The organism is Vibrio frigidus, assembly GCF_042465995.1.
Classification (GTDB): Bacteria; Pseudomonadota; Gammaproteobacteria; order Enterobacterales; family Vibrionaceae; genus Vibrio.
Genome location: NZ_JBCDMC010000006.1, coordinates 47,152 through 69,105 on the forward strand (window position 1 = coordinate 47,152; position 21,954 = coordinate 69,105).

The window sequence follows — 21,954 nt, forward strand, 5'->3', positions numbered from 1 at the left end:
TATACTGACCCGGCTGACTAAATAATGAAAAAAATATTCTGTGGTGCGTTGACTAAAGACAACGAAAAACAGATTCAACTTATAAGAAATACCGTCTTCACCTCCGAGCAAAATGTGGACCCTACTATTGATTTTGATGGTCAAGATATCGTCGCCATCCATACCCTTATTTTTATAAACAATACTCCTGTGGCGACAGGCCGAATGCTTAGGGATGGACATATTGGAAGAGTTGCCGTACTTAAGACGCACAGAGGATTAGGTTTGGGTTCGCAGGTTATCGCAGCACTACAGCAATACGCCATTGAAAATCGATATCCACGAATTTATTTAGGTTCCCAACTTCATGCTGAACCATTCTATACCAAATTAGGTTTTAAACCGTTTGGCGCCCAATATACCGAGGCAAATATTGAACATATCTCTATGGAGAAAATAATACTTCCGTAAACGTTGGCCAAAAAAGGAGTACCAAACTGGTTAGACTCGTGTTAGATGTGATTTATAAACAAAAAAAAGAGACCCTAAGGTCTCTTTTTTAAAGTCTGTATAACTGTCTAATTAAAGAGCAGCTTTCGCTTTCTCTACTAAAACTGCAAATGCAGTTTTGTCGAATACAGCGATATCAGCAAGGATCTTACGATCGATCTCGATAGATGCTTTCTTAAGGCCGTTAATGAAACGACTGTAAGATAGACCATTTTGACGAGAAGCAGCGTTGATACGAGCGATCCATAGTTGACGGAACTGACGCTTTTTATTGCGACGGTCACGATATGCATATTGACCAGCTTTTGTAACTGCTTGGAAAGCTACACGATAAACACGTGAACGTGCTCCGTAATAACCTTTAGCTTGCTTTAGAACTTTCTTGTGGGATGCACGTGCTTGTACACCACGTTTTACGCGAGGCATTATGTCTCTCCTAAACTATTAATAAAACTAAAAAGAATTAAGCGTATGGCAACATACGTTTAACAGCAGCTACTTCACATCTAGGAAGTATTGCGTTAGGACGTAGTTGACGCTTGTTCTTAGTAGTACGCTTAGTCAGGATGTGACGTTTTGTAGCGTGCTTAAACTTTATACCACCAGCAGTTTTCTTAAAACGCTTGGCAGCACCTCTGTTGGTTTTCATCTTCGGCATGATGAATAACTCCGCATTGTTAGTTGTTAATAAACATAGTAATTAGGGCGAATAAAATCCCGCAACATAAGCTGCGAGACTATACTACTTGCAGGCCTTTAATTACTTCTTTTTGGGGGCCAACACCATGATCATTTGGCGACCTTCTATTCTCGTTGGGAAAGATTCGACAACAGCTAATTCCTCTGTATCTACTTTCAAACGATTAAGAACGTCGACACCGATCTCTGGGTGTGCCATTTCTCGGCCACGATAGCGAATTGTTACCTTCACTTTGTTGCCTTCTTCTAGGAAACCGGTCAGGTTGCGTAGTTTTACCTGATAGTCTCCAATATCAGTCCCAGGTCGGAATTTTATTTCCTTAGTCTGGATCTGCTTTTGCTTCTTCTTCTGCTCTTTTGCAGCTTTGCTCTTCTCGAAGAGGAACTTGCCATAGTCCATAACACGACAGACTGGTGGCTCGGCGTTTGGACTGATCTCTACGAGATCCATACCAGATTCTTCTGCTGTAGCTAATGCGTCAGCAAGACCTACGATACCTACTGGCTCACCATCTGCGCCAGTTAGACGTACTTCACGTACGCCACGAATTTCACCGTTTAAACGGTGTAGGTTTGGTTTGGCCACTTGCTGGCCGCGTCTTCCGCCTTTAATAGTTTATTCCTCCAGATTAAGCTTACGGGTAGAAACCTCAACTTGAAGATAGCTTATAAAGTCTTCAACTTTAATCTTACCAAGGTCTTTACCTTTACGAGTTCGTACTGCAATTTCTCCGGCTTCCATTTCTTGGTCACCACAAACAAGCAGATACGGTACACGCTTTAAAGTGTGTTCGCGGATTTTAAAGCCTATCTTCTCATTTCTCAAGTCCGCTTTTGCTCTAATTCCCGATTTTTGCAATTTATTTACAACTTCTTTAACGTAATCGGCCTGTTTGTCCGTAATATTCATGATAACGGCTTGTTCAGGTGCTAACCACGTCGGGAAAAATCCTGCGTACTCTTCAATGAGAATTCCGATAAAACGCTCTAATGAACCCAAAATCGCACGGTGAATCATTACAGGAATCAACCTTTCGTTGTTTTCGCCAACGTAAGTTGCCCCTAAACGACCAGGAAGGTTGAAATCGAGTTGTACTGTACCACATTGCCATGCACGATCTAAACAGTCATGTAATGTGAATTCGATCTTAGGACCATAAAATGCGCCCTCACCTTCTTGGATTTCATATTTAATATCAAGGTTTTCTAAAGATTCTTTGAGCGCTTCTTCTGAGCGGTCCCAAATCTCATCACTACCTACACGTTTTTCAGGACGTGTCGAAAGCTTGACCTCAATTTCTTCAAAGCCAAATGTCTTGTATACATCATACACCATCTTGATGCATTCAGTGACTTCTTCTTGAATCTGTTCTTCTGTACAGAATACGTGGGCATCATCTTGTGTAAAGCCACGTACTCGCATTAAGCCGTGTAGCGCACCTGATGGTTCATTTCGGTGGCAAGAGCCAAACTCAGCCATACGTAACGGCAGATCACGATAAGACTTCAAACCTTGGTTGAATATTTGAACGTGCCCAGGGCAGTTCATTGGCTTAATAGCATATTCACGGTTTTCAGAGCTGGTTGTAAACATAGCATCTGCGTATTTGTCCCAGTGACCAGAACGCTCCCAAAGAACACGATCCATCATTAATGGACCTTTTACTTCCTGGTAGCCGTACTCATCAAGCTTAGTTCGAACAAAGACTTCTAAATCTCGGAAAATTGACCAGCCATTATGATGCCAGAATACCATTCCTGGCGCTTCTTGTTGCATGTGGAACAAGTCTAAATGCTTACCAATTTTACGATGGTCACGCTTGGCGGCTTCTTCTAAACGAGTTAAATGCGCTTTTAGTGCTTTCTTATCATGGAAAGCTGTACCATAAATACGCTGCAACATTTTATTGTCGCTATTACCTCTCCAATAAGCACCAGCCACGTTTAAAAGAGTAAAGTTCTGACAAAAGCCCATATGCGGTACATGAGGACCGCGGCACATGTCTACGTATTCTTCATGGTGGTAAAGACCTGGACGGTCATCTTTAGCTACATTTTCGTCTAAGATAGCAATCTTATAACTTTCATCACGAGATTCAAAAGTATCACGAGCTTCTTGCCAGCTAACGTTCTTCTTAACAACCTGATATTTGGTTTTAGCCAGTTCTTTCATGCGCTTTTCTAACGCTTTAAGGTCATCTTCAGTGAGAGAGTGCTCTAAGTCGATATCATAATAAAAGCCACTGTCAATCGTTGGGCCAATTGCCATTTTAGCGTTTGGAAACAACTGCTTAATCGCATGCCCAAGTAAGTGTGCACATGAGTGGCGTACGATTTCTAAACCATCTTTCTCATCTTTTGTCGTGATAATTTCTAAACTTGCATCATTTTCGATAAGGTCACAAGCGTCGACACGATTGCCATCTAATCGGCCGGCGATGGTTGCTTTAGCAAGACCGGGACCAATTGAAGCGGCGATGTCCATTGTTGAAACAGGGTTGTCAAATTGACGCTGACTACCGTCAGGAAGAGTAATTACTGGCATGATATATCCTTCACAGTGGTGTTGCGTACCAAGCAACACATGCTAATTTATAATAAAGTTTGGTTTGGTGAACATCTATCAGTAATACGTATACCGGATATTCATCAAGGGGAAGGATTTTACTCGCTAAATTTAGATTTGCATAGTGTGAATATGGCGTTAATTCAACTTTTTGGCCGAATAAGCAATCAGATTGTTCTCACAGTGGATATTCCGATCAATACAGGGAGACTACTCTTAAAAAGACTGGGCATAGTTTGTCCCTATACCCAGCTTAGAATATTGATGCTACTTGGCTTTAATGTAAAGGTCTTTGGAATAAATTCGACCTTCTGCATTATGCATTGGGAAGCCACCAATCGTTGGCTTTACTAACCTAGCTTGCATATAGAAATAGATAGGTGCTATTGGCATATCCTTAGCGAGGATCGATTCCGCTTGATCGTAATACAGATTCCTTTCTTTTTCATTGGTCGCCATCTGAGCTTTAGAGATCGCTAGATCGTACTCACTGTTTTTGTAAAAAGCGTAGTTTCGTTCATTGTCAGACGTAAACAAGCTCAAAAAGGTAGAGGCTTCGTTGTAGTCACCACACCACGATGCTCTTAAGATATCAAAATCACCCGATTTCCTAGCACTCAGGTATGACTTCCACTCTTGGTTTTCGGGCATTATTTGCGCACCTAGATTTTTATCGAGCATAGACGCAATAGCAATGGCAATGGTTTTGTGACTTTCGCTCGTGTTATATAAAAGCTTTGCTTTAATTGGGTTATGTTCGTCAAAACCAGCTTCTTTAGCCAATAATGCACCTTGCTCTTCTCGTTCCGTCTGGCTCAACTTAGCATAATCCGGCAGAGTCGCTTTGAAACCCGCAACATCTTTGTGCGCGAAAGTGAATGCCGGTGCATTTCCGACATTCGTAATTCCATTCGTAATCACATCACGTTTGATTGAATACGCCGCGGCTTTACGTACTTTTGGGTCATCAAATGGTTTGTGTTGCGTGTTAAAGGCATAGTAATAGGTACATAACAAAGGTGTCACACGGTAGTCATCTGGATAGGTCTCTTTAATCTTGATTGCCATCTGTGCTGGTACATCTGACGTCATGTCAACTTCACCAGTTTTATAACGATTAAGTGCAGAATTTTGGTTTTCAAACGGGATATAAGTTACGTGGTTTAAAATCGTATTGCTGTTATCCCAATAGTGTTCATTTCTTTCCAACTCGATACGTTCGTTGATTACCCATTCAGTAAGCTTAAACGCACCGTTAGAGACCATGGTTTCCGGCCTAGCCCACTTATCACCGTTAGATAATACTGTTTTAGCATGAAGTGGCATCATCGCAGTATGTGCAGTCATGGCGATAAAGTACGGAACCGGTTTGTCCAATTCGAATTCCAAGGTATAGGCATCTAACACTTTTACACCCAATGATTCTGCTGGCATTTTTCCTTCAATTATCGCTTTGGCATTTTTTATTTCTGTTAGTTTCAAATACCACGCGTTAGGAGAAGCAAAATTGGGATCGACGACTCGTAGTAAACTAAATAGGAAATCATCCGCAGTGACAGGGTCACCATTAGACCAACGCGCATCTTTTCGAAGATGAAAGGTATAGACTTGGTTACCTTTATTTTCCCACCTATCGGCTACACCGGGGATCACTTTTCCATTTTCATCCTGAATAACTAGCCCCTCGAACAAGTCTCGTAGGATATGCATTTCTGGCATCCCTTCCGCTTGTAAAGGGTCTAACGTCGCAGCTTCTGCATCATTGCCTCTTACCAAAACCTGTTTATCTGCAAGTGACACACCTTCTGGCACATTGGCTTCGTTTGCTTGTGCAGAAAAGGCGATCGATAAAATTACACTCGTTAATATTGATAAGGGGTTCTTACACTTGTTTTCCATTGGTCATCCTTGAATGTTGATGCACATATTAAATAACGCATTGACTAATTGATATATATAGACAAACCATAATGATATTGTTTATATCTCTACGAGATGTAAATATATCAGTTTGTGTGGGGCGTCGTTTAGGGTAAAGCTCACATATTAAAAAATGGAAAGGCTAATGATACAATTAAGACAGCGTTCTGATAGAGCAACATTCACCGTTGAACCGGTTTTATATGGTCACTCTGTTCATGGTGCCCCACTGTTATATTTTCCTGCTCAAGTTGATGTCGATCAGGCGGGCCTAATTTTTGCCGGAACTCATGGTGATGAAACGGCCTCAATCTCTGCATTATCATGTGCACTACGGACACTTGTTGAAAACCAACAAAAACACCATGTTATCTTATCCGTCAATCCCGATGGCAATCAGTTAGGCACACGTTCGAATGCTAACTACGTCGATCTAAACCGAAACTTCCCAACACAGAATCAATTAGTTGAAGATACTGTCTACCGCTGGAACGGCAGAGCAAATGCAAGAGATGTGAATATTAAAACCCGCTACGGTACAAGTCCAGAACCGGAAACTGAGGCGTTAATTGATTTAATTACTCAATTAAAACCTTTATTTTCTGTAAGCTTTCACGAGCCTCTTGCTTGTATCGATGATCCAAATATGTCCCACCTTGCCCATTGGTTATCAAATAGATTCGATCTTCCAGTGGTTCCAAATGTTGGTTATGAAACACCGGGCTCGTTCGGAACATGGTGCAAAGAAAATGATTTACCTTGTGTAACCGTTGAGTTACCTGCTGTGTCTCCCGACGATTCAAGCGAAACATATCTTGCTGCATTAACCCAATTATTGAGCTCTAGCACAACAGAATTACTCGGTTGACCCTAGCTAAGTTCTCAAACCCATGATCTCATTGACCATTAACATTTATTGAATGACAGTTGTTGGTCAAAACTCACTGATTAGACCATTGTCACAAAAAAATTGTATATAATTGATCTGTTTTTAGCGACTAGCAGAGAATTATGTTTTTAACTCCTTATTTTTCAGTACTTAACCAGAAATTTCAATTTACTCGACGTCAAGCGAGCCATTTCGCAAAAAAAGTAGCAGGCGATTTTAACCCGCTTCATGACGAAGATAACAAACGTTTTTGCGTACCTGGCGATCTTCTTTTTGCTGTCTTACTTAAAAAAGAAGGGATCAGCCAAAAAATGCGTTTCGATTTTTCTGGCATGGTAAATGATGGCATTGCGCTTCAAGTAGAGAACAAGTGCGAAAACGAAAGTGCGGTTGTAGATGAAAAGGGTAAAGAGTATCTGCATATGAACCGAGAAGGCGAAGTGAGTCACGATGCAGAGTTTATCGAACATGTCGTTAAAAATTACGTACAGTTTTCCGGAATGAACTTCCCACACATCATGGTTCCTTTGATGGAACAACAAAAAATGATGATCAACTGCCAGCGTCCTCTGGTTATCTATGAAAGTATGGAAATTGAGTTTACTCGTTTAGATCTCCATCACCCAGAGGTTGAGTTTTCAGGTGCGACGTTTGATGTTGCAGGAAAACGCGGAATCGTCACCCTCAACTTTGATTTTAAAGAAGATGGTGAACTAGTAGGAAAAGGGGTTAAGCGCATGGTCGCAAGTGGATTACGCCCATATGACCATACTGCCGTGGATGATCTGGTTTCTCGATTTATCGAATGTAAAGACGCATTTTTATCCAAATTTGTTATCACCGCTTAAATCCAGCATATTATTAAATACCCCCCTCTTCACTATGTGAAGGGGGGGGTATTTGGCTAAATCCAACGCCTAACCTTATTTTTATAATCCGTGTAACCCTTACCAAATTTACTGGTTAAGTGCCTCTCTTCGGGGCCAATTTGAAACCGGTTCATGTACATTACAAATAGAACGCACACAGTCAAACTGGAGAGGTCCTGTAACCAGTAGCCAAAACCAAACAAAAGCAACAATAAACCAAAGTACATAGGGTTTCGGGTAAGTTTATAGACGCCTGTATCTACCACCGATGTCGTCTTATCGACATCGACCGGATGTACCGATGTTTTTGCTTTCTTAAATTCATAGATTCCACTAAGACCAAAATAGCCAGCCCCAACAAAACAGATAGCAAAGACAACATTTGAAATCGGAACACCGATAATAAATAACGAACTTAACGAGTGAAACCAATACATAAGGCAAAGGCACACTAGAAAGACAAATACCGGTGGTACTTTCAGTTCTAACTCTTTCATATATTGATTTCCACTTTCTTACACATTAACAAGTACCATCGTCAACCTACTTAGTTAACGACAATTATTGAGTACAATTTTCAGCTAAATCATTAGCAGTAGAGCTTGCACCGGATGCTTCATCTTCTGATGCTCCAATCGCTTGACCTGACTACGGCAAGAATATCCTGTGACTAAGCAACGTTCTTTGTCTAAGTGCTGCATCTGAACTCCCCAGCTCAAATTGTAGATATCTTTCGACATCTGGTACTTGTCTTGTTCGTGTCCGAATGTTCCAGCCATACCGCAACAGCCTACAGACACACTCTCTAGCACGCCGCCAAAGAATTTAAAAATTGTTTGCCACTCTTTTTCGGCGTTTGGCAATCGTGTTTTCTCAGTACAGTGTGCAAAAAGATGCCACGGTGCTTCGTTGGATGGTTCACCAACCTTTAGGCTATCAAGTTGGTCAATTAGGTATTCATGGGAATTCAGTACTTGAAACTCCCCTCTTCCTTCTCCCAAAATATCGACATACTCATCGCGATAACAAAGCACAAGGGCCGGGTCAACACCAACCATTGGAATATTCAAATCAGAGACCATATTTAAGAAACTTGCCGCTGTTTTTGCGGTGTCCGTAAACTGTTTTAAAAACCCTTTTATATGTTGTGCTTTCCCATTTGGTTTGAACGGTAACAAAATAGGTTGTTTTCCAAGTTTCTCGAGCAAAACAACAAAGTCGGCGACCACTTCAGCATCGTAAAAAGAGGTGAACGGATCTTGTACGATAAGCACATGATTGTCTCTGTCTTCTTTAGAAAGCCGCGCTAGTTTTTGAATATCAAATTTAACGCTATTATTATCAGCAAGCTGCTGCTTCAATGTTGGTTTTGATAATAAAGGCGCGTCAATGTACCCCACTGTTTTTGCCGTTAAACCTTGTACCCATTTCTGAGCTAGAACCGCATTTACTACCATGGGTGCTTTTGCCATTAACGGCAACATCGTTTCAATATTTGCGACGAGGTAATCTTTCGCTGGGCGCTGATAACGAGAATAGTAGATATTTAAGAAACGAGATCTAAAACTCGGCACATCAACTTTAATTGGGCACTGAGTACCACAAGCCTTACACGCTAGACAGCCGTTCATCGCCTCATATACTTCATGTGAGAAATCATATTCGTGTCGTTTGTTTAGGCTATTTCTTACTCGATCAACCATTACGCTAATTGTTGGGTTCTTACTCAACGTCTCATTTTCGAGGTCGAGGATATCAACGCCTTGTTCCGTCAGTTGACGAAGCCACTCACGAACAAGCCCTGCACGGCCTTTAGGCGATTGCCTTCGATCTGCTGTCACTTTCATAGAAGGACACATTGGTGAACTGGTATCGTAGTTAAAGCAGAGCCCGTTGCCATTGCACTCCATTGCTTGCTTGAAGCTATCTCTTACTGTAACGCTAATTTGACGGTCGTAAAACGCCCGTTTTGTACCACTCACTTTCACCAGTTCAGCACTACTATCCAATGGCGTGCATATCTTTCCTGGATTCATTTTGTTCATAGGGTCAAACGCCGCTTTTATACGACGAAGTTCAATAAACAACTCCTCACCAAAGAATTCCGGACCATATTCTGAGCGATAACCTTTTCCGTGTTCTCCCCACATCAAGCCGCCATACTTGGCAACTAAGGCGACAACACGATCAGATAACTCCTGCATCAAAGCTTCTTGTAAAGGGTCACAAAGGTCAAGCGCTGGACGAACATGGAGTACGCCTGTATCGACATGGCCAAACATTCCGTAATAAAGACCTTTGCTATCTAATAACTCACGAAACTCCGCAATAAAATCGGCAAGATGTTCTGGTGGTACACACGTGTCTTCTGTGAAAGGAACGGGTTTCGCTCTTCCTTTTATTGCCCCTAGCAGACCAACGGCTTTTTTCCGCATACCGTATATACGACCGATACTCGCTAAGTCCTCACAGACTTGATAGCCTATCAGTCCTCTCTCGTCATTTGCGAGCATCTGGTCGAGCTGTGCAGTTAAGGCCGCAACTTGTTCAACGATGACTTCGGTATCATTTCCTGCAAACTCTACAATGTTGATGCCAAGCATTTCTTTATCTGGCACATCAAGAAGCAGGTCACTAACAGAATGCCAAACAATATCCTCTTTCGCTAAATTGAGCACTTTTGAATCAATGGTTTCTACAGACAAAGCGTTAGCTTCTACAAGAAACGGCGCCATTCTAAGCGCAGAATCAAAGCTATTATATTTTACGTTGACTAGGGTTCTTGTTTTAGGGATTGGGGTAAGATTTAATTTGGCCTCGGTTATAAAAGCCAATGATCCTTCCGATCCACACAGTACGCGAGTTAAATCAAATTCACCTTGTTCACTCAATGCATTTTTTAAATCATAACCAGTTAAGAATCGATTTAATGGTGGGAACTTATCAACTATCTGTTTTCTTTTCTCTCGACATACTTGTTCCGTTACTTGATAGGCGTTGTAAGCATACTCACCTATTTCATTACCCCCTTGAGACTTATCTGTTTCATAGGTTGATCCGTCTGCAAATACAGCTTGCAGAGAAAGAACGTGATCAGAGGTTTTACCATACCGAAGAGAACCTTGGCCTGAAGCGTCGGTGTTAATCATGCCGCCAAGTGTCGCTCTGTTACTGGTTGACAGTTCAGGAGAGAAAAAGTAGCCATATGGGCGGACAACATCGTTAAGTTGATCTTTTATGATGCCAGTTTGTACTCTAACCCATCCCTCTTTTTCATTAATCTCTAGCACTTTATTCATATGTCTAGATAGGTCGACAACAATGCCTTTGGTTAACGACTGACCATTAGTCCCTGTTCCTCCACCTCGAGGCGAAAAAGTAATCCGCTCGTAATCCGAATGCTGACTTAATCTACCGATAAGAATAACGTCGGCAGTCGTTTTGGGATGCACAACCGCTTGTGGCAGTTGTTGATAAACGCTGTTATCCGTTGCAACCGCGAGACGGCTCGAGTATTGAGATTCAATATCACCAGTGAAACCTTGATTAATAAGCTGGTCCAAGTATTTTAATACAACCGGGTCAACACTATTTTGGTTCTCTAACCGGGGTAGTGTCATTCTGGTCACTGATTTTACGTTTTTAGACATATCTGCATTGCTAGACATTGTGCTTCCTGCCCTCTACCTACACTGTATCCTACAGTTAAGGGGATGCTTAAGTGTTAAAATTATGATTTGGGTCACTTTACCTCATCTGACATTTGAACAAAACATTATTCCTAATGACCTAGTCGATATTTTTGTTCATAATCAATAACAACTAATGCGAAATCAATATAAGAATAGACACAATGAAAAAAAATAAAGTCATCACTACTGAAGATATCTTGCTTATGCTTTGCCAATCTGTTTCAGGCGTTTTGAGCACGGCGACCAATACCGACATAAAATACTCAGCTATGGTACAAAAAATAAATAAGACCTGTTTACGACCGGACTTTGGTTGTTTTGTCTTATTCGATGGTGGATTTTCTGGTTTGGTCGTCACGAACTTTACCTCACAATCTGCATTAGAAATTTACACCAATTACATGCGCAACATGGGTATGCCAGAAGAAGAGCTCGCGATACTTCACACCTCAGATGAAGTGGGTGACGTATTAGGCGAGTTGATGAACCAACTGGTTGGTGACTTTACGCATAAAATCCGTAAGGAACTAAAAACAAACATTACTCAAAATCAGCCTAAAATGCTCGCAATCAATAAGCAGGTTCTTATTTCTATCGATACTAACTTAGATAGACCCCAAGCTAGACGCGTAACGTTCTCAACCGAAGGCAATAACATTTTCTACTTAGAATTAGCGATGGATAAAACCGAGTTTATTCAAATGGAAGAGTTTGAGCTAGAAGAGAGTTCTGACCCTGATTTCATTCTAGAACAAGAGCAAAACAAAAAAGCCAAGACGAAATCTGAAGAGGTGGAATCAAACCATTCTGCAAACGATTTATTAGATGAACTAGGGATATAGTTAAACATTATTTGTCTTCGTTCACGTAGCGAACCGTCGAAAGACGGTTTTTTATTACTCTTCTATATTAAAGCTCTCCTTTATCTCCGAGCCAAAAGTAGGTAAAATAGTCGACTTTTCGAAGTTAAGCACTCTATTTTAAGTAGGTTCATGGATAAGCAGAAAGCGCTAAAGAAAATTGCAAAATGCCTAGAATTAGGCAACTCAGCCAATGTAAACGAGGCTGCACAAGCAATTAAAATGGCCCATCGCCTAATGATCAAATATGGTCTGGATAAAGACGATATTGAGTTCATTAAGATGGGTAAAACCCAATCTACCCATCTGCTACCAACCAGTATTAGTTCCACTATATTAAGAGTAATTCGTGGTATCAACACCAAGTTTGGTGTTGAAGCTGTTCTCTTAAACCATAAAGGACTTAAACGCGTAGAATTTATAGGAGAAGCTGATCGCGCCATTTTTGCTGCATTTGCTTTCGACATTATCTATCGAGAAATGAACGAACACACTGGCCAGTTTAGAAATAGTTTTTCTGGTACAGGGACCAGCAACACGGAAGTCACACGTAGAGTAAACTCATTTGTGTCTGGTTGGGTAGAAGGCGCCCTAGAGAAATTACCTGAAATTGCACCCGACGATGATTCAAACAACAAAATCAACAACTATATTGACCGTGAATTCAAGAACATCGATCGTGAAACTTTTAAGCAACAACTAAGAGACGCAATGAAGAACATCACGAAAGACTACGAAGTAGGATTAAAAAAAGGTCGCAAACTATCGGTCAACCGGCCTGTCGATGGTGCCAAAGCACCGAAAATGCTTGAGTAACCATACACATTGGAATACGTGGGATAGCAACATGATATGTTTTAGATCTGTTTGGTTAGCTTGTTGTCTCCTGATGAGTACACTCTCATATTCCGTCACCGCAGCGATCGATAAAAATCTTATTACTACTGCGGAAACTGGAGACAGCAAAGCACAAATAGCGCTTTCGATTGCATATCAAGAAGAGAACAAATTCAAAGAAAGTCATTATTGGCTAATTAGAGCGGCGATGCAGGGAAATGGAGAAGCAAGCGTTCTTCTTGGTAATCTTTTCGAATCTATCGATAGTGAAAACTTCCAATCGCTACCTATCGCTGAAAACTGGTATTTAGCAGGTAACAACAATAATATTGCTGAAGCGGAGTTGGGCTATGCTCGGGTATTAGAAGCTCAGTTTAATAATCGAAAATCCAAACAACTGTCATCAATAACTGTACTTGATGATCAGATAGACCAAGATATTCAACAGTCCATAACGAGCGCCGCTGAATCCACTAATCATAATAAGAACAGAATTAACAGTGATATCATCATTACATTTCTTGTTCTGGTCAGCGTCGTTACTTACAGATCTATAAGGCGTCGAATAGCGCGTAGACAAGGAGTGAAGAAGACTCAGTTAGACAATCAGCTTCATCAACAAAGCAAGAAAATTAAAACGCTTCAAAGGCATCTAACTGCAGCGCATTCTCAGCTAAAACAAAATCAAATCGAAATAAAAAAAACCAATGTAGACCAAAGTACGATGCTTGCGTGTGCTGTGCTTGGTTACCATCCAAACCACTTACCTAGTGAAAAAGAAATAAAATTAAGATACAAGAAATTAAGTCGTATTTATCACCCCGACGCTAACGGCAGTGACGAAGAAATGAAGCGACTAAATAGCGCAATAAAAATCATTAGTACTTATCTTAAACAGCGATAACGCTAATAGGTAACAAATATTTAACATTTAAGTTCCAGATGTGTCATAATACTGCCCAAAAATAGCATTGTACTAAATTGTCCATTCATTTGGTCGATTGGATATATTTGCATAAAGCCATTGGAGAGAATGTAATGATTAACACTGAAGGAAACTGCGATTGGTGCAACAGATATAGTATGTTGATCCGCCATGACTATGTTGATGGTAAATATCACCACTCCTGTGAAAGCTGTAATGACATGGCAAAAATCGATGTCAATCTATTCAATATTGACGAAATTGCATTAAGAAATAGAGCAGCCATAAGCATACGAGCATAAAAACCAGTCGTTATCCTCCAATTAAAAACCGCAAATGCGGTTTTTTTTATGTCTATAATTCAGTTATCACCCTTACTTTTTGTGTTCCTTGTCTAAAAACTGTCTAATTCGCCTATAAAATCAGCGAAAAAATACTTGCATGCCGACTAAATACAGACTACTGTGTATCTATACAGTATGTACAGAGAGACAGTATTATGCTTCAACTAAACATTGATAACACAACCGACACATTAGCGGCATTGAACCCGACAACAGAACTCAATCAGCGTTCTTTTTTTTCGGATGGCATATATCCTAAATTAGCAAAGCTGTCTCGAAAAAAACAGTGGATCTTATATACGGCAAACTGCCCTCGCCCATTGCAGTCTGAATTGATTCAACACAAAATCAATTGCACCAACGTGATTCATTTGAAACCTTCTAATCAATATTCTGAAGAAGAGATCGTTATCAAAGCTTTTGAAGCGGGAACAGCAAGTGCCGTAGTCGCAAGCTCAAATTTAGATCTACATGCACAAGCAAGGATTCTCACCGTTGCCAAGTTAAGAAACTGCGCAGTGTTTTTCTTAAACGATCAATCAAAGCCAAGTTACTTTTGTCATTAATCGTCATGCCTTAGGCTCCTCCTCGATTCGTGTGTATCGTTAATAGTTGATTGGGAACCGCGAGATCAATATGGCTAATAGCAAGATGCATGAATTGATTTAAATATAAATTTTAAGTGCTATTTTTAACATATAATACTTGTCCAATATTTTAGCTAACAAGAGTAATGGCACTCAATGAAATAGAACTACTAACACCATTCGCATTGGTATTGATAGCTATATTTTACGCAATCGTTTGCTTTTTCAGTGGCAGTCCATTCTAGTTCTGGTATTATGCGCCCATGTTTTGAAGCCTCAACCAAGGAATGTCTCGATGAGTCTCTCTGATCAAGTTCTCGCTGTTAATGATGATCTTCCAATCCGTACCAACAAACCCGTTCATAGTGGAAAAGTACGTTCTGTTTACTGGTTAACTGAAGAAGATAGCCAGCGATTAATCAAAGAAAAAAACTACAATGTCGCTCCTGACGCGCCACTTGCCATCATGGTAATCAGTGACAGAATCTCAGCTTTCGATTGCATTTGGGAAGCGGAAGGTGGATTGAAAGGTGTTCCAGGCAAAGGAGCAGCACTCAACGCTATTTCAAATCACTGGTTTAAACTCTTTAAAGAGAATGGCCTGGCTGAAAGTCATATATTGGATATCCCTCACCCGTTTGTTTGGATAGTCCAGAAAGCAAAACCAGTAATGATTGAAGCAATCTGTCGTCAATATATTACCGGTTCCATGTGGCGAGCTTATGACAAAGGTGAAAATGAATTCTGTGGCATTCAGCTTCCTAAAGGTTTAGAAAAAGATAAATCACTGCCTGAGCTTCTCATTACACCGTCAACCAAAGGTGTTCTTAAAGGGATACCAAATGTTCCTGAAGCTGACGACGTAAATATCTCTCGCCAAGACATAGAAGACAGTTTTTCCGCCTTCAACTTCTCTCAATCTAGTGATATAAAAACCTACGAGAAACTGCTTAAAGAAGGGTTCAATGTCATTAGTTCTGCGCTGAATGATGTTGGTCAAATATTTGTCGATACTAAATTTGAATTTGGTTATGTCACTGACCGTCAAGGTGATGAGAAACTCATCTACATGGACGAAGTCGGTACGCCTGATTCGTCCAGAATTTGGGATAAAGCAGAGTATAAAAAAGGAAATATCGTCGAGAACTCTAAAGAAGGTTTTAGACAGTTCTTGCTGAATCATTTTCCTGATCCCGATATATTATTAAACAAAGCGCGTATGGATGAACGATTTGCTCTCGCAAAGAACAATAAACTACCAGTCGAAGCATTGACTAAAGTGTCAGAAGTCTATGTCGGTATCGCTGAAAAAATAACGGGGAAAAAAATTCACATGAGTAATAACCCGAAGAAAGAAATCATTGATGTGTTACGTGAAAATTATGGTCTGATAACCGATTAAATCATAATTTAACGTTAACAGCTTGATGAAAAAGGGACACAAATGTGTCCCTTTTATTATATTTGGACGAGTAACTCATCTTGAGTTGTATGCTTAACTTGGGCATTGGTGTGTTTGACAATTTTTTCTATTTGGCTCTCATCAAGCTCATAAGGCATCATTAGTCGGAGCTCTTTTATACCTTCATGTTTTGCTAGGTTAACCAGACTAATTAGGTTTGATTCATCACTACTCTGCGCTGAGAGATTGTTGAAGGCTTGGTCCCATAATCTATCTTCAGGTTTTCGAGCTTCATCAATGTTACTTTTCCAAACGGTACCAAAGATAGGCGAAAAAAATCCAATTGCCTCGATAAAGGTCCATTTTTTTTTACAACTAGCACCTAAAAATGATGTGTAATCAAATACAGCTGATATCGTTTCTTGCTTTTCCATTATGCCCCCCAAGCGATAGCGGTAAAACAACGCTACTACTATTCAACACCTTCGCTCAGTTAGCAATAGAATATAATACATTGTTCTGTTCTCATGAGCTGAATCTCAGTTAAAGCATACTAAAACCAAGGTTTTAACAAAAAATCTACAGTAATGAGACCTATAATATACGCCTTGTAATATTTATTCACTAAGCACCGTTCTAATAATAATAAAACTCCTGACTGTCAAACTACGATTCCAATTTCGATTATTTAAACTGATAGTTTACTGTTTAAGCCATTATTTAAAAGAACAATTCCATGCAAATATATTATTATTTAACGGACCACTTTGTGACTAATTACTATTATTTTATGTCTACTATTCGACTCGATTTTTTATACTGAATACGCCATCCAGACCAGATTGGTAGCTCCCACCGTTTCGGTTCACTTTTACGCAATCCACTCTCAAACAAAATGTATACTCGTTTTTTGCTCGGCACATATTCTACTTTTAAATGTAGGTCTCCAAGGTTGAGACTAAATGGGTACTTCTGCGAAAAATCATCATATTCCCAATAGGGAATTCCTGCAAAAAGAAGGTCATCTTCGCAAAAAAGTAATAATTCATCTAGCTTATCGATACCGAGATCCTTCAGCTGACGAATAAACCAACTTTCAAAAGTCAGTGATTGCGGGCCAGAATATCTGTCATCCAAGCCTAGTTCTGTATAAAGACACCAATGATCAATCTCTTGCCTGCGTTTGTTCGCAAAACCAGGAAGCACTTTTTGCTTCAAAACTGCGTCTAATAATGGCTTTAACAGTTGATCTCCCTCGGGTTGAACAAGCCTGTTCATGATTTCTCGTCCTGCGAATATCAACGACAATTGACTGTATAATTGACCATCAACGATCATCGTCTTGCCCTGTTCCCACTCGCCTAACCCTAATCTGGCGACAAGGTTTAAAGGAATGGGTATCATCACCGTTGCCAGATTGAGTGTCTGTTTTAGCCCTTTCCCGGGCAGGCAATGTTGATCTAAAACTATCGCCGCCTCATCAGTATCAGAAAACCGACTGTTTCGTGCAGGAACCATCTCTATAAGGCCATTGCCTAGTGCTTGTCGCCTTTTCTTACGTCTAACAAACACCAATTCAGGATGGTTCTCTGCTATTGCTGAAACAAATTCGATCCGTTTAAAACGAGAGGCTACTTCAAGCTCTGGTAAATGAAATACGCGGCGCATTTGCTGAGCTAATTTCCTCGCCTCTTTAACTGCATCAATCTCTAATTGAATATTATCTTGGATATCTCCTCGCACAATCTTTATCAAGATTTCAGCGTCGCAACTATTGGGTTCCCATTGCGCAATTTTGTTTAAGCCGTGTTCATCACTAGGTAACTGGTAGAGCGCTGCAGGCACTGAAAGCGCCGCCGCTAGATCGAGCATCGCTTCTTTCGTTGCCTTGCAGGGCATTCGAGTTAATAGGTCGGCATATAGCGTGTCGATGGGTAGCGGGTAAAGCCGCCTTCCATGTTCAGTAACCATCCCGTTGTCATCGATCGCGGCCATTTTTAACAATACTAATTTTGCTTGCGTAAGCGATTTTTCGGAGAGAGTATCTAGGAATGTGAGTTCACATAACTCAAATCCACAACAAGCAGACGCCAACATCGCCTCAGACAACTCTTCGCGCAGTAGTTCTGGTGGCGTTACCAATTCCAATGGAGCATGTTCTCCATAAAGACGAATGCATTCACCATCCATCACACGCCCCGCTCTACCCGACCTCTGTTTCGCACTCGCTTTTGAGATACTCTTTAAGCTCAATACAGTACGACCATTACGTTGCAATGTTCTTCGTTCTAAACCAGAGTCAATGACCAAGGTAATATTAGGTATTGTCAACGACGTTTCAGCAACGTTTGTGGCCACCACAATCTTTTTCTTATCCAATTGGGTTAAGGCTCGATGCCGTTCACTGTCAGAAACCGAGGCGTGCAGCATCACCACTTCGACATCGTCTAACTTAGATAAAGATTGAACACAATGAGCTATTTCGTTTCTGCCAGGCATAAAGACAAGTATGTCGCCAGGGGTATTTTGGTAAACCGATTTCACACAGTTCACAGCATTCTGAACACAATTTTTGCTGTCTGGTAAATAGTGCGAATCTAGGCTCCTATAAACTAACCTCACGTTATATTGACGGCCTTGCGCAACTAATCTCTTTGCTCCGATATAGCGTGCGAGTTTATCGCCTTCTATGGTTGCGGAGGTAATAATCAGTCGGTGCTCTTGTGTTTTTTGTAATAAAGAGACGAGCAGATCGGTATCCCATCGTCTTTCATGAAACTCATCAACTAACACGATGTCAAACTCTGCTAGTCTATTATCATAAAACCACCTGAGTGCAACTCCGGGAGTAACAAAAATGATATTGGTCTCTATGCTAAAGCAAGATTCAAGCTTTATTGCATAACCAATGTTATCCCCCAACTCAGAACCATTTTGTTTGGCTAGATAAGTCGCTAGCGAGGTACAAGCTATTCGCCTCGGCTCTATGACCAGCACGCGACCATGTTCTGATGCCCATAAGGGAAGTTTGGTTGATTTTCCAGAGCCCGTTTCTGCTTCAACGACGATATGATGCTTTGGCAGAATCTGTAGAAATTTACTTTTAATGTTGTCGATCGGAAGCGATAGCATGGTCTAATTCAAAGAGGTGAGGATGCATGAGGGACTACTATACCGATTTTATACAAGACAATAGATTGATATTTGATAGAATCCTCTTATTAAAAATACGTTAGGTTAAAAGCTAAGCCATGTTTGACATTTTTGCTCCAGTTGGAAGGCACATCGTCCCTTATATCCCGGAGATTTCTATCGCCTTTATTGCATGTATGCTGGTTATTTTAGGCGGAGACATTAATCGTCTACTAAGAAAAGTGATGGTCCGACAGCATTTTATTGTTCGAACTTTGGCATTTGTACTGCTGAATGCGTTTGGTTATGGCTTGCTAATAGTAAAGGCTTCACCTTACCTATCTTTGTGGCTAAGGACTTTAAATACTGGACTCTTGTTTGTATCCATCGTTTCTTGCTTTATTGTCATTGGTATCTGGGCACAAAGGCAACGCCATGTTTGATTTACGAATAGGAAAGATTTAATGTATTTCGACATTTTTCGACAGCGACTAAAAAGATGGTGAGTAAACCAAGACCTTTACGTGGCAGAACATCCGCAAGGGCCATTGTATTAGGTGCGACTGCGCTCTGTATTGCTTTTGTGTTGGCTTTGGTATTTGTTGACCGCGTCTTTAGTTGGTCAACAAAAAACGACATCTATACTGAAGCCTCTCACTTACCTAACTATGATGTCGCGTTGGTCTTAGGCACAAGTAAGTACTTGGGAAAAGTATTGAATGACTATTACGCTAATCGAATTAACGCCGCCATTACTTTATTCAAAAATGATAAAGTCGATGCCTTTCTACTTAGTGGGGATAATGCCCATCGTTCATACAACGAACCATGGACAATGAAAAGAGATCTATTGAAAGCTGGTGTACCCGAAGACGCTATCTACCTTGATTATGCAGGGTTTAGAACGTTGGACTCGATCGTTCGCGCAAAGAAAATTTTCGACGCCGATGAGTTTATTATTGTCACTCAAAAATTCCATTGCGAACGAGCATTGTTTATAGCCGAATATTACGATATTGAAGCGGTGTGCCTTGCCGTTCCGGGCCCAAAACAGCACTCTGGTTTAACGGTACGTTTTAGAGAAGTGTTTGCCCGAGTAAAAGCGCTACTCGACCTCTATATATTTGAAACTCAACCAAAGTTTTTGGGTCCCAAAGAACCTATAAAGCATAGTGTCACGCGCACCAAGGTTGATAAAAAACCGGAGATAAAAATAGGAACTTAAGACAGATCATTAATTTGTCCATTAGGCATCCAATCCTTCACTTTTTCCCCTTACCCAATAACTTAGCGTCCTATACTAAATAGTGAGCGACTGAGCGCAAGGGGCGAACAATGAAGAGTCTTACGTCTGAAAAAATAGACAGTTATATAAACAAAAATACCATTATTATTCTGGCTGATATTTGTCTGTTTATCTTTATGCTCAACTCTCTACCATTTGACACAAGTGTGGTGCACGGATTGAGTATTCTTATGTTTATCGCCATTCTTTGGTTAACCGAAGCACTACACGTCAGTATCACCGCCCTTCTCGTCCCCGTATTAGCCGTAGTATTCAATATATTCGACACATCAAAAGCCCTAAGTTATTTCTCTAGCTCTATTATTTTTATTTTTCTAGGCGGTTTCGCCTTAGCGGCCGCTCTGCATAAACAAAAAATTGATAAAGCAATTGCGGACCAAGTATTGATTGCGGCAAAAGGTAAAATGTCCGTCGCCGTATTGATGTTGTTTACCGTTAGCGCAGGACTCTCAATGTGGATATCAAATACCGCAACCATTGCCATGATGCTTCCGCTTGTTTTAGGTGTAATGAGCAACGTCGATGAGAAAAAACACAAGAGCACCTATGTCTTTGTTTTATTGGGTATCGCTTACTGCGCATCTATAGGAGGTATTGCAACGCTTGTGGGATCTCCTCCCAACGCAATTGCTGCCGCAGAACTCGGTTTGAACTTTACCCAATGGGTCGCTTTAGGGTTACCCGTGTCTTTAACTTTGCTCCCGATTGCCGTACTCGCTTTATACCTACTCACCAAACCGAACCTTTCCCAATCATTTGAGATACACCACACCACATTGGAGTGGACGCCAAAGAGAAAACTCACTTTAGTTATCTTCGCATTAACCGTGAGCTTCTGGATATTCAGTCGGCCTATCAACGCCTTTTTAGGGGGATACAGTAAATTCGATACCCTCGTCGCTATTGGTGCCATCTTACTATTAGGAAGTACCCGCGTGGTCGAATGGAAAGATATTGAAAAAACGGTTGATTGGGGGGTATTGCTTCTCTTTGGTGGGGGGATTTGCCTAAGTAATGTACTCAAAGAGACAGGCACGAGCGTATTTCTTGCTAATGAACTCAGCAATGTACTTAGCCAAATGGGATTATTCATTACCCTCCTTGCCATTATAGCATTCGTGGTATTTCTTACCGAATTCGCCAGTAATACTGCAAGTGCAGCACTTCTCATTCCAATATTCGCCAGTATCGCCGAAGTTCTTGGCGTTTCTCCCATTATCCTGTCAGTCATAATTGCTATATCTGCATCCTGTGCCTTCATGCTTCCTGTCGCAACACCACCAAACGCCATAGTATTTGCTTCTGGTCACATAGAACAAAAGGATATGATGCGCGTCGGTTTCGTATTGAATATCGTCTGTATCACTGTTTTAACTATAATTGCGCACTTTTTCTGGTGACTTAGAGACCACTAGGCGGTGCTCATTTTATCCATCG

21 protein-coding genes are annotated in these 21,954 nt (G+C 40.8%); 12 read left to right on the plus strand and 9 right to left on the minus strand.

Annotated features, from left to right (window positions below):
* Nucleotides 1-24: 24 nt before the first annotated feature.
* Nucleotides 25-450 carry a GNAT family N-acetyltransferase gene (locus tag AACW90_RS11450; protein ID WP_390234454.1) on the plus strand — a complete coding sequence of 142 codons (426 nt, stop codon included), beginning with the start codon at nt 25-27 and terminating at the stop codon, nt 448-450.
* 111 nt (nt 451-561) lie between these two features.
* On the opposite strand, the gene rplT is transcribed toward AACW90_RS11450, so the two are convergent.
* From rplT to AACW90_RS11475, 5 genes are all read right to left on the minus strand, one after another.
* A complete protein-coding gene (gene rplT / locus AACW90_RS11455; RefSeq protein ID WP_195703189.1) occupies nt 562-915 on the minus strand; it encodes a 50S ribosomal protein L20 in 354 nt (117 codons plus the stop codon).
* A 37-nt stretch (nt 916-952) separates the two neighbouring features.
* Nucleotides 953-1,147 carry a 50S ribosomal protein L35 gene (gene rpmI / locus AACW90_RS11460; protein ID WP_275136540.1) on the minus strand — a complete coding sequence of 65 codons (195 nt, stop codon included), beginning with the start codon at nt 1,145-1,147 and terminating at the stop codon, nt 953-955.
* Nucleotides 1,148-1,249: 102 nt separating this feature from the next.
* On the minus strand, nt 1,250-1,774 hold the full coding sequence (infC, locus tag AACW90_RS11465) for a translation initiation factor IF-3 (protein ID WP_390234457.1): 525 nt from the start codon (nt 1,772-1,774) through the stop codon (nt 1,250-1,252).
* Nucleotides 1,775-1,804: 30 nt separating this feature from the next.
* Entirely contained in the window at nt 1,805-3,733 is a 1,929-nt protein-coding gene (gene thrS, locus AACW90_RS11470) for a threonine--tRNA ligase (RefSeq protein WP_390234460.1), read from the minus strand.
* A 288-nt stretch (nt 3,734-4,021) separates the two neighbouring features.
* Nucleotides 4,022-5,653 (minus strand): peptide ABC transporter substrate-binding protein, encoded by a 1,632-nt coding sequence (locus tag AACW90_RS11475; protein ID WP_390234463.1) that lies wholly within the window; start codon nt 5,651-5,653, stop codon nt 4,022-4,024.
* A gap of 166 nt (nt 5,654-5,819) precedes the next feature.
* Here AACW90_RS11475 and mpaA point away from each other — a divergent pair, with 166 nt between their 5' ends.
* Both mpaA and AACW90_RS11485 read left to right on the plus strand, forming a co-directional pair.
* The gene (gene mpaA, locus AACW90_RS11480) at nt 5,820-6,542 is read left to right on the plus strand and encodes a murein tripeptide amidase MpaA (protein WP_390234465.1); all 723 of its coding nucleotides are present in this window, start codon (nt 5,820-5,822) and stop codon (nt 6,540-6,542) included.
* Between the two features lie 143 nt (nt 6,543-6,685).
* Nucleotides 6,686-7,411 carry a DUF3581 domain-containing protein gene (locus AACW90_RS11485; protein ID WP_390234467.1) on the plus strand — a complete coding sequence of 242 codons (726 nt, stop codon included), beginning with the start codon at nt 6,686-6,688 and terminating at the stop codon, nt 7,409-7,411.
* 56 nt (nt 7,412-7,467) lie between these two features.
* Here AACW90_RS11485 and AACW90_RS11490 read toward each other — a convergent pair whose 3' ends face one another.
* Nucleotides 7,468-7,929, minus strand: a complete 462-nt coding sequence (locus tag AACW90_RS11490; protein WP_390234470.1) for a methyltransferase family protein — start codon at nt 7,927-7,929, stop codon at nt 7,468-7,470.
* A gap of 84 nt (nt 7,930-8,013) precedes the next feature.
* Nucleotides 8,014-11,052 (minus strand): D-2-hydroxyglutarate dehydrogenase YdiJ, encoded by a 3,039-nt coding sequence (gene ydiJ, locus AACW90_RS11495; protein WP_390234971.1) that lies wholly within the window; start codon nt 11,050-11,052, stop codon nt 8,014-8,016.
* Nucleotides 11,053-11,285: 233 nt separating this feature from the next.
* Between ydiJ and AACW90_RS11500 the strand changes: the two genes are divergently transcribed.
* The 6 genes from AACW90_RS11500 (at nt 11,286) to AACW90_RS11525 (ending at nt 16,079) form a co-directional block, all read left to right on the plus strand.
* Entirely contained in the window at nt 11,286-11,966 is a 681-nt protein-coding gene (locus AACW90_RS11500; RefSeq protein ID WP_390234472.1) for a DUF3334 family protein, read from the plus strand.
* Nucleotides 11,967-12,116: 150 nt separating this feature from the next.
* Nucleotides 12,117-12,800: a DUF2786 domain-containing protein gene (locus AACW90_RS11505; RefSeq protein WP_195703182.1), complete on the plus strand. Its 684-nt coding sequence runs from the start codon at nt 12,117-12,119 to the stop codon at nt 12,798-12,800.
* Nucleotides 12,801-12,873: 73 nt separating this feature from the next.
* A complete protein-coding gene (locus AACW90_RS11510; RefSeq protein WP_390234474.1) occupies nt 12,874-13,725 on the plus strand; it encodes a DnaJ domain-containing protein in 852 nt (283 codons plus the stop codon).
* 134 nt (nt 13,726-13,859) lie between these two features.
* The gene (locus AACW90_RS11515) at nt 13,860-14,048 is read left to right on the plus strand and encodes a hypothetical protein (RefSeq protein WP_390234477.1); all 189 of its coding nucleotides are present in this window, start codon (nt 13,860-13,862) and stop codon (nt 14,046-14,048) included.
* Nucleotides 14,049-14,245: 197 nt separating this feature from the next.
* On the plus strand, nt 14,246-14,656 hold the full coding sequence (locus AACW90_RS11520) for a hypothetical protein (RefSeq protein WP_390234479.1): 411 nt from the start codon (nt 14,246-14,248) through the stop codon (nt 14,654-14,656).
* 316 nt (nt 14,657-14,972) lie between these two features.
* Nucleotides 14,973-16,079: a phosphoribosylaminoimidazolesuccinocarboxamide synthase gene (locus tag AACW90_RS11525; RefSeq protein ID WP_390234481.1), complete on the plus strand. Its 1,107-nt coding sequence runs from the start codon at nt 14,973-14,975 to the stop codon at nt 16,077-16,079.
* 56 nt (nt 16,080-16,135) lie between these two features.
* Here AACW90_RS11525 and AACW90_RS11530 read toward each other — a convergent pair whose 3' ends face one another.
* Both AACW90_RS11530 and AACW90_RS11535 read right to left on the minus strand, forming a co-directional pair.
* Nucleotides 16,136-16,513 (minus strand): transporter, encoded by a 378-nt coding sequence (locus AACW90_RS11530; RefSeq protein WP_390234483.1) that lies wholly within the window; start codon nt 16,511-16,513, stop codon nt 16,136-16,138.
* A gap of 349 nt (nt 16,514-16,862) precedes the next feature.
* Nucleotides 16,863-19,211: a helicase-related protein gene (locus tag AACW90_RS11535; RefSeq protein ID WP_390234485.1), complete on the minus strand. Its 2,349-nt coding sequence runs from the start codon at nt 19,209-19,211 to the stop codon at nt 16,863-16,865.
* A 119-nt stretch (nt 19,212-19,330) separates the two neighbouring features.
* On the opposite strand from AACW90_RS11535, the gene AACW90_RS11540 reads away from it, so the two are divergent.
* The 3 genes from AACW90_RS11540 to AACW90_RS11550 all read left to right on the plus strand — a co-directional run bounded on the left by AACW90_RS11540 (nt 19,331) and on the right by AACW90_RS11550 (nt 21,917).
* The gene (locus AACW90_RS11540) at nt 19,331-19,654 is read left to right on the plus strand and encodes a DUF3392 domain-containing protein (protein WP_390234488.1); all 324 of its coding nucleotides are present in this window, start codon (nt 19,331-19,333) and stop codon (nt 19,652-19,654) included.
* A 56-nt stretch (nt 19,655-19,710) separates the two neighbouring features.
* Nucleotides 19,711-20,436 (plus strand): SanA/YdcF family protein, encoded by a 726-nt coding sequence (locus AACW90_RS11545; RefSeq protein ID WP_390234490.1) that lies wholly within the window; start codon nt 19,711-19,713, stop codon nt 20,434-20,436.
* A 110-nt stretch (nt 20,437-20,546) separates the two neighbouring features.
* Complete coding sequence (locus tag AACW90_RS11550) at nt 20,547-21,917, plus strand: SLC13 family permease (protein WP_390234492.1); 1,371 nt, start codon at nt 20,547-20,549, stop codon at nt 21,915-21,917.
* Nucleotides 21,918-21,954 lie beyond the last annotated feature (37 nt).